Genomic DNA, 8,958 nt, shown 5'->3' with positions numbered 1-8,958 from the left:
CAACAGGGCCCCTTCGGTCGCCGGTGTGCTGAGTGGAATCACCACGCCAACGACGAGGGGCCCTGCCTCGTCACCACAGCCACTGACCAGCCCATTTCACCCGCCAGCACAGGATGAAAGAGGCTCAGTAACTCGTCTTCAGGAATAGTGGTCAAGGCCCCTCACTCCCTCCCCCACTCCCCCGGATCTGCGCAAGCGGTGGCACGACCCCTTAGCGCTTCACTCCTCCTGGGAGTCCTTTCTACGAGCACAAGACGACGTCTGTAGCTCGGGGACGGCCCGTTACCCTAACCTCCAGGCGGTCGTTGCTGTGGCTGGTCGGTGAAAATGTGTGCTGTCGCATTGTGACACTGCGGCAGCACTGGTCTGCGTTCTCAGCCGATCACTCGTAGGTGGATACGAGGTTGCGCTGCCAGAACTCTTCGAAGACCGGTTGTTCGGCCTGCAATCCCTCCAGATATTTGGCGACGCAGGCACTGGCAATCTCGAAGGGTTGGGTCTTAATCTCCGGCATGGTACGGAGGATGTCCATCATGCGGCTATACCGCTGGTTAACCCTTATACGCAGCGGACACTGCGAGCGGGGCTTCTTCATGGCGGCGATCTCGGGATCTGCGGTGACGTAGTCACGGTAGGCGAGCCCGTCCTGAGCGAGTGCCCACACGACGTCCCGTTCCGCTTCCATGTTCTGCAGGCTGGTGCCCTGAGGGTCGAGTGCGCCCAAGGCGTGGTCGAGAACGGCATCGATGTAATGAGCTGGCGTGAAACGCGGGGTGGGGAGGTTAACCGCTGTCATGACGGCTTTGTCGACAGTGATGCGATCGGCAAGCTCCTGAGCCGTCAGCCCGTACAGCTGGACGTTGCGGTTCTGGTACGACTCCTTACCTGACTGCGCCACGGTGTATGACTGGAGCAGGGCTGCGTAGCGCGGTGCACGGTCGATGAGTTCACGCAGTCGGTCGTCCCGGCGCTGGTGCGACTCATGAGGCGAGAACGGACGGGTCGGGGTACGCCGAGGACGCCTTGCGGGTACTGCAGTGCTGTCCGGCGTGAGGCTCCAGCGTCGAGCGGGCTGACGCGACGGTTCGGCTTGCCAGACTGCTGGGGAGGCACTTGGGCTCTCGGTGTCTGGGTGTGAGGCAGTCAACGGGGAGGAGCCCGATGGTGCCGCTCGTTCTGTTTCGAAGGTGGGCTGAGGCGCTGAGGGATTCCTGCCTGGGTGTGCTGCCTCCTGTGGTTCGGCGGTCTGTGGGTGCTGATCAGGCTCAGGAACTGCGGTCACAGGTTCTGGCTTGCTGAGCGTGGCGGGAGCGGGAACGCCAGGCTTGTCCAACGTGGTTACGAGTGATTCCCTCAGCGCAGGTGCCGGCCCCGCCGCGGTAGTTGTCAGCTCCGGAGCTGAACCGTGATCGGCTGCGGTGTCTGTCGGCGCTGGGGGCTTCTCTTCAGGTGAGGGGGTTGGTTCTGGTACCTGACGCACGCGTGGGGCGACTAGTGCGGGTGGCGGCTGCTCGGTGGGCTCGCCCGCGGGCTTCTCGACGCGATCGAATCGCCCCAGATCGAGGGGCGGGAGGTCATCGTCTTCATCGCCGCCTCCCAAGCCTCCGAGATCGACTTGTGGCATGAGGAAGCGCTTCGCCGCGGGTGCTTTCTTGGCGGCCTTCTTCGGACTACCGCCGGTCTTGGGTGTCTGTGAACGAGATGTCATGCTGCGTCAGCTCCCTGGATCTCTAGATTGCGCTGCCGGATGCGCTGGACCACTTCTCGGGCGACGTTGGTGTAATCCGTGGCGATGTCGAATGCCCGTTGCGGATCAGCCAGTCTGCCGTTCTCGTCCCTCGGGCGGTCTGCGGGTTCACCGGTAACGGAATCCGTCAGAATCCCTGCTGCGGCTTGAGCGAACTCACCAGCTGGCATGCCGTGGTTGCGTGCGAGGTTCGCTGTGGTTTCTCCGTCGCGGATATAGGCATCGATGAGTACGCCTCGGTCGATACCTCCTTGGTCCAGTAGCAGACCGATCTTCTCACGCAGATTGGTCAGCTGACTGGTGGGCTCGTCGTTGCGTCGCTGATATCCGAGGAAGACCAGTGATGTGATGGCTACCTCCGAGTTGAGCCTGCGAACCTGTCGCACGAGCCCAGCGAGGGTCCCAAGGCCCTCGATCACCGCGTTGTCGGAACCCTTCATGGGGGCGAGGAGATGGGTGCATGCGGCGAGTCCGAGCCGCTGGATCATCTTGTCACCCGGTGAGAAGTCCAGGAGGATCCATCGGTACCGGTGCGAGATCTGAGCCAGCAAGATGGCCAGTAGCAAGTACGCAGAGACGCCGTGTTTGTCGTGAAGCTTGGTCACTGCAGTCGGAATGTCGGCGTTGTGTCGGCCGGACATCACCATGTCGAGGTAGGGGCGTACTCCCTCGACTACTTGAAAGTCCTTATCGTCCGTCAGTGCATCTAGGAATGAGAGGCCGTCGTCGTCGAACGGCATACCTCGAACACCGAAGTTGAGGCGACCATTCCCGTTACTGTCTAGCTCGATGTACAGGATGGGCTTAGCTGGCTTCCCCTGATCAGCCTGAGCCTTTTCCGCTTGAGCGAGAACATAGGCAAGGTTGGCCGTAACCGTTGTCTTCCCTTCACCCCCCTTACCGATGGTGGTTCCGATCACATTCCTCAGACGAGGTCGGAGCTGGTGAACCAGCGCGGTGATCTCCTCCTGGTCCGACATGTCCGAGAAAGACTTGATCACGCTGAGTCGACTTGAGAGCCCGTCAAGAGAGACAAGTTCCATGATACCTCCACTCTGATGGTTGCGCTTCCGCAGTGACCGGCACGATACACGGTGCGTGCGCGAGTGCAAGCAGGACAGTACATGGGTTCAGCGGCGAGTCTCACGGATGGAGGCTTTCGCGGTGTCAGATAACCCACTAGCGAGGCCCAGTTCACACTTCTTCAGTCTTCACTCTTCGTCAAATCCGGCCCCTCTAGGTGGCCTTGCATGGGATCTTGAACTGTCGATCGAGCTGGTGAGTGAGCAAGTGAGCAACGTATGTGATTTTGTGAATGCCCAGGTCAGAGCCTATTTTTACCTTTCCTTTGCTGAGTCGGTAGCTACTTCCTGACAGCTCGTCATAGTGATGAGCAGTCTCGGTGGGGGAGCCGGGCGGGCAGTTTGAGGGAACAAGTGGAGGCTGGCACTGATGAACAGTGGGTCTGCGAAGACTCATCGTCAGGACTCGCCAAGGCGTGTATGCCGACGCGTTGCATCTGTAGACGTTCCGGGGCATCTTCCGAGGCGGGCTGGTCTAGTCGACGGCGCGAGTAGCACGTGAGCCGTGATGCAGACGGAGCAGCGCGCTCACGAGAGGTGGTCTCGTATCTACGGGTGAACGCGGTAGAGGCGGTCCGGGTCGGCAGTGGAGGGCGTGGGTGACATTCGCTCGCCTCACCCACCCAGCTCACCCTCGCGGACGTCGGAAACGTGCCGGACCTGCCCCTCGCCCGATGGCCCCGGCTCGAGGCTCCTACCCCGACGGCCCCGGGCCAGAGGTGCACACCCAGTCGCAGCTCGCTCAGCTCGTCGCACTCGGCAAGACCTTGCTCGTCATCCCTGCCTCCAGCCGCGCATGGCAGTGGCCCGACCATGTTGCGGTGCCCGTCGTCGACGCCCGGGACATCACGACCGTGCTCGCATGGCCGGCTGGCCACCATTCGCCGGCCCCCGCCGCGCTGGCCCGAGCCGCAGCCGGGCTCCGCAGTACCCCCACCGACTGCACCCGCGCGTTGAACGCCGACCCGCTCGCCTGACGCGACTGCTCGCCATGCCACCGGACTCTGCGGTGTCAACGGGAGTGTGGACAGAACACCTAGGTACCAAAGCAAGACGTTCACCGAGGAGAAGCTCACGCGCCGCGAAGAGAACATGCGCGACAGTGCACCGACTGCGAACCTGGGACCGTGAACTCGGCGCCTCTTCGTGCGTATTGGTCACCGTGTCAGTCGCGCCGACCAGGGACAGCGCATGCGTGATTACGTCCGCGCCCTGCTCGGCCCGGTTGGCTGCAAAAGGGGTTGACAACTTCTCGAGGACGAAGGCCACCGCACCCCAACGGTCTGCAACGGCTACATAACCAGACCACATGGAACAACAACGACAACGTCTGCGACGACCTGCAGACCTATGTCGCCTACAAACTCAACGAGGCCAACGGAATCCTCCTCCTCGACAGCACCGGGGCCGCTTGCCTCACCGTGATGTCATAGGCCCGCCGACGGAGCGCTCCTGGCCTGCGCGGCCATCACCAAAAGGAGCCCAAGATCCGCAGGTCACTTCTGCCTGCGGGCGTATTCGGCGGGTGTCTGACCGTACTCGTTCTTGCGGGCGTGAAATGGCTGCTGTCGGCGAAGTGCCAGCGTGCGGCCATTTCCGAGAACCTCGGGGCGGGCTGGTACCCGGCGACGTCAGTTCGAGGCGGGACTGCTCCAGGCATCTGCGGCCGATGTTCGCGACCACCGAGTCGTCGGTTTCGGTGAAGGCCCGGTACAACGTCCGTACGGAGACCTTGAGTTCGCGAGCCGGAGTTGCGGGGGAGAGGTCGGGGTCAGTGAGGTTGCTGTCCTTGATGCCCCTGGGGCGGCCGAAAACGAGCCGGAGCCAGCCCTGGTACGCGGTGCGGATGCCCGAAGTGCGGCACCTGCTGGGACTTGGGATTGCGAGGACATTTGCCACGCCGGTCTCCTCCGGCACGCGGCTCAGCCGCCCCTCCTGGCCGTAGGCCGCATCGGCGGTCACCCAGGCGATGGGCTGCGGTGAAGCGATCGCCCGCAGCGCCATGGCCTTGGCCAGGTCGGGCTTGGTAGCGGAGGCTCGCTCGTCAGGAGCGTGGGCGGCGCGGCCGCGGTCCCGGACTTGGGCAGATACAACTCCCGATCCACCGCCGCGCGTGGTGGCGTAGGGCGAAAGCACCGCTCAGGGGGTTCTCGGTGCGGCCGACCATACCGGAGTACTGGCGCTGCACGCTCGCGGGAGGGGCCCATCTTGATGAAGCTGATGTCATCGAGGCTCCGGCGTCACCCCTTTGTGAACCATTTGGCAGCGAGATGCGTAGTAGCAATGTGCAACGCACGGAATACGGAATTTCGACGACTGGAAACCGTGAGAAGAGGAGTATCCATGCCAACTGCACAGAACGCTGGTAGGAGCGAAGAATCCAACAATCGCGATGCGCAAATTGCATTCGGAGCGCTCGCTTTGGCCCAGGCCGAAAGGCGCAGACAGGCCGGAGTGGGTCAAGCGCCGCCTGCGCATGACCCACAGCCTGCGTACAGCCAACCGAGTTACGCCGCCCAGTACGCCACACCGGCCAACCCAACAGCGGCCTCTCCCGGCCAACCGAGTTACGCCGCCCAGTACACCGCACCGGCCTACCCAACAGCTTGGAACGTACCTGCTCCTCAAGCACCCGCTCCTGCCGCTCGCACCCTCCCAGATGGTTGGAACGTACCTGCTCCTCAAGCACCCGCTCCTGCCGTTCAGACTGCCCCAGGTGAAATGATGCTCCAGCAGGCAGTCGGTCCCGATGTAGTTGAGAAGGGCGCAAACGCGCCGAACCAGCCCGGAAGCTCCCACCCCCGCGACATCCCTCTCCTGGCCGAGATGGCCAGGGCCGGGCAAGACGGGGAGCGCCCGTCCGGCGAGAGGGGGAATCCTTCCCAGCCTCCACAGCCGTACCAGACGCAGGATGCGCACCGCAGTGTCGGAAGGCGAAGGTAGCAATGGTATTGAACTTGAATGGATGATGTCGGGAGGGGGAGCTGCCCGGCGGGAGTTGCCCGCTTTGCGGGCCTGTGGGTGTTGCCGGGCAGTCCATCGGGAGAAGATCTTCGCGTAAGCCAGCCCCCGCCGCAGTTGCCGAAGCCCGAGTTCGTCTTGATCACCGTCGAGGCGCCGCCTGAGGTGCCTACCCAGATCGCTGTCGATCTCAACAAGACCGGCATCCCAGTCGGGCTGATCGGATACGAGTACCGGCCGTTGAGCAAGCCGGTGTACTTCGAGGGGATCGGTGAACGAGGGCTGGGCGCCATCCCAACGAGCGGCCTGTTCGGACGCATCGCCGTCGACGTGGCCAGTGGTCACGTGGTGCAGATCCCCGATGTCGAATCATCGACGACCCATCACGTGAATCGCGACCTCGGCTCCTTCAGCCGATACATCGAGGCCGTGATCGCACGCTTCCCGTTCTATGCGGAGGGCGGCGAGGAGAGGTCCGAGGAGGTAGCGGAAGATCTACGCGAGCTCGTCTCCGACATCGACGGGACCCCGCTCGCGGACAACGGGTTCTGGGAGACCTTCTGTAACGACGTGACGATCGGGAACTACGCGGACTGGGATGCGTGATCCGGACCAGTCCCCAACGTTGATCAGCCATCCAGGCTCAGACCGGTGTCAGCTGTGCAGCCGTCGACGAGGTCAGGGCGGTACTGGATCTCCTTGAGCCGACGTTTCACCGGTGTGGTGATCTCGCCGAGGTCCGCAGCGGCCAGGTTGCCCAGGTCGCGCTTCACCAGCGCCCAGATGCCCTCGGATTGAGGTCAGGAGCGTAAGCCGGAAGGCCGGAACACGGTCAGCCACTCGGCATTCGCCTTGATGAACTCCTTCACGCCGGCGGTCAGGGGGAGGCGGACGTTGTCCCAGACCAGCACGATCGGGCCCTCAAGCTGGATCCAAGCGCGGACGACCAGGTCGCGGAAGTCCCGCCATCCGAAGCCCTTCGGCTCATCCTTGCGGCCCCGATACTGGCGGATCGCATAGATGAGCCGGGACCGCCGGCCCGGCTTGAAACAGACCATGCCCGTCATCGACACCCGCCCGGAGCCCCGGCCCCGCACCCTCACAACCGGGGTCCGCCTGATCCGGCCCCAGGTCCTGGCACGCGTCGGAGTCAGTGACTGGCTCAGTCAGGATTTTCGTGACGGGGTGACGGAGTGTGGGTCAGGTGAGGAGGACTCGTTTGCGGAGTAGTGCGAATCCGGCTCTCCCATACATCTGCCGCTTCAGCATCTTGATCCGGTTGACATGTCCTTCGACAGGGCCGGAACTCCAGGGCAGCGTAAGTCCCGCGGTAACAGCCTGGTGATCCCGCCGGAGACCGTCGGCGAAGGCGTGCAGGGCGGGTAGGTCATCAGTGCGGACGGCGTCTGTCCATGCCGGCAGGCTGTCTCCACCGAGGTCGCAGACCATCCGCGCGAAGGCGTGCACGTGTCCGCGCACGGCAGTCAACTCCGGTCACCGGAACAGTACTTCACCCAGCTGGCGCTCTTCGTCGTCGCGCAGGTGCTGGGGGTTCCACATGATCCAGTTGGTGACCTGCTGCGGTTTGAGCACGGGGGCCGGCGACAGGATGGAGCCGAGGCCGGTGCGAAGCGGACGGAGGTAGCGTCGCACCGCTTGGGGGGTTCGTCCCGGATAGCCTTGGGCCCGGATCTCGCGGAAGAGGCGGGCGGCATCGGTGCATCCTTCGTTCCAGCGCCGGATCAGACAGGGCTTGTAGTCGTCCAGGCGGGTAGTGCGCAGGGAGCCTTCGATCAGACCGTCGAGGTTCTTGCAGTGGGCATAGCGCTCCGCCGTGTGCCGGGTAAGGCCCAGCTCCCGCGCGATGGCGCTGACCGTCCATCCGCGGGCCAGCAGTCGGTGAACTGCCTTGTGCCGCTCGCGTGCCCGGGTGACCAGCCATTTCTCCGTGCCGGTGTCCGGATTGAGAGTCGAGGGCGGAGCTGCGGCCAAGCGCCGGGCCGACGAGGTGCTCACCTCTGGCACTTGCAGGCAGGGCCGGTGCGTGATCACAGTGCGCTCGACGGCGGTGGCCAGGTTGTCCCGTAAATGCCACCGGTCGGCGACCTGCAGCGCTCCCGGAGCGCCGACGCGGGCCGCCTCGGCGTAGGCGCCGGCCCGGTCGCGACAGATGACCTCGATTCCCGGGTGTCCGGCCAGCCAGAGCGCCAGGGGTTCCTTCTCCCGGCCGGACAGCAGGTCAAGAACAGCATGGGACTCGACGTCGACCAGCACCGTCCCATATTTGCGCCCGCGGCGGGTGGCGAAGTCATCCACCCCCAGCACCCGCGGTGAGGAAGGGGAGGGGTCGGGCAGCGCCATCAGCACGTTCAGCAACGTCACTCTGCTGACGACGATATGGAGTACGGCGGCAAGCCGGGCGCCTGCGCGGTCCGCAAGTGCCAGGGCAATCGCCTGCACCAGAGCCACCAGCACCACAGTGCGACGACCGTAGCGGACGGTCAGGCCCTCGACCTGTTCAACAAAGGTACGACGCGCGCAATCAGTGACGTCGCAGAACAGCCGCCGCACTGACAGGTCGACAACCACCGGATGCCCGCCTACGGAGGCGTCCGCAAGGTGTCTGCGATACCGACTGTGGACCCGGTACGAGCAGACACCGCACGATGGACACGGAAGCGCACCGTCCAGGGTGCGGGCCTTGACCCGCACCATGTCGTCCTCAATCCACACGCGTTCCACCTGCACCTTCTCCAGGTGCGGGAACACGATGCCCAGCAAGTCATCACACACTGCAGACCATGCCACTGGAATGACGCTCCGTCACCCCATCACGAAAATCTTGACTGAGCCCAGCGACTGCCCGGCCTCGTCCGCGAAGACGATCTAGGCACTGCGCTCCGCCGCGGTCCTCTTACCCACGGCCAGGTCTCCTTCTTCCACACCTCGACCGCGCCTTCGCACAGTTGAAGACCTGGCGACTGCTACCGGGACTATTCGCAGTGCACCAGGCTTCAGCCCGGTGGTGAAGCGAACGGGACTATTCGCAGTGCACCGGGCTTCAGCCCGGTGGTGAAGCGAATCTGAGAGCTGCTCTGACCTCAGCTGTGTGCACGGATCCGCACTGTTCACCTCAGCCCGGGTCAGAGCGGCCGGTTCTGCTGCTCG

8 protein-coding genes and 1 pseudogene are annotated in these 8,958 nt (G+C 64.0%); 2 read left to right on the top strand and 7 right to left on the bottom strand.

Annotated elements, in window-relative coordinates; translation table 11 throughout:
* Positions 1 to 382: 382 nt before the first annotated feature.
* Positions 383 to 898 (bottom strand): hypothetical protein, encoded by a 516-nt coding sequence (locus EHS43_RS28820; protein WP_125193653.1) that lies wholly within the window; start codon positions 896 to 898, stop codon positions 383 to 385.
* 806 nt (positions 899 to 1,704) lie between these two features.
* Positions 1,705 to 2,790 carry a ParA family protein gene (locus tag EHS43_RS28815; protein WP_125193652.1) on the bottom strand — a complete coding sequence of 362 codons (1,086 nt, stop codon included), beginning with the start codon at positions 2,788 to 2,790 and terminating at the stop codon, positions 1,705 to 1,707.
* A 648-nt stretch (positions 2,791 to 3,438) separates the two neighbouring features.
* Here EHS43_RS28815 and EHS43_RS28810 point away from each other — a divergent pair.
* Positions 3,439 to 3,806: pseudogene (locus tag EHS43_RS28810) on the top strand (LysR family transcriptional regulator); the annotation flags it as partial.
* A gap of 439 nt (positions 3,807 to 4,245) precedes the next feature.
* Here the strand turns inward: EHS43_RS28810 and EHS43_RS28805 are convergent.
* Complete coding sequence (locus EHS43_RS28805; protein WP_125193651.1) at positions 4,246 to 4,965, bottom strand: transposase; 720 nt, start codon at positions 4,963 to 4,965, stop codon at positions 4,246 to 4,248.
* Positions 4,966 to 5,790: 825 nt separating this feature from the next.
* On the opposite strand from EHS43_RS28805, the gene EHS43_RS28800 reads away from it, so the two are divergent.
* Positions 5,791 to 6,396: an SUKH-4 family immunity protein gene (locus tag EHS43_RS28800; RefSeq protein WP_125193650.1), complete on the top strand. Its 606-nt coding sequence runs from the start codon at positions 5,791 to 5,793 to the stop codon at positions 6,394 to 6,396.
* 23 nt (positions 6,397 to 6,419) lie between these two features.
* Here EHS43_RS28800 and EHS43_RS47135 read toward each other — a convergent pair whose 3' ends face one another.
* The 4 genes from EHS43_RS47135 to EHS43_RS28790 form a co-directional block, all read right to left on the bottom strand.
* Positions 6,420 to 6,563, bottom strand: a complete 144-nt coding sequence (locus EHS43_RS47135; protein WP_221740768.1) for a hypothetical protein — start codon at positions 6,561 to 6,563, stop codon at positions 6,420 to 6,422.
* Positions 6,564 to 6,590: 27 nt separating this feature from the next.
* Positions 6,591 to 6,857: a hypothetical protein gene (locus EHS43_RS47130; RefSeq protein ID WP_221740767.1), complete on the bottom strand. Its 267-nt coding sequence runs from the start codon at positions 6,855 to 6,857 to the stop codon at positions 6,591 to 6,593.
* A gap of 133 nt (positions 6,858 to 6,990) precedes the next feature.
* Positions 6,991 to 7,239 (bottom strand): transposase, encoded by a 249-nt coding sequence (locus tag EHS43_RS48110; protein ID WP_260470754.1) that lies wholly within the window; start codon positions 7,237 to 7,239, stop codon positions 6,991 to 6,993.
* Positions 7,240 to 7,284: 45 nt separating this feature from the next.
* Entirely contained in the window at positions 7,285 to 8,571 is a 1,287-nt protein-coding gene (locus tag EHS43_RS28790) for an ISL3 family transposase (RefSeq protein ID WP_260470753.1), read from the bottom strand.
* Positions 8,572 to 8,958 lie beyond the last annotated feature (387 nt).

The organism is Streptomyces sp. RP5T (assembly GCF_003933965.1).
Lineage (GTDB): Bacteria > Actinomycetota > Actinomycetes > Streptomycetales > Streptomycetaceae > Streptomyces.
The sequence above is the reverse complement of the archived record's forward strand: the minus strand, read 5'-3'. Positions and strand labels throughout refer to the sequence as shown.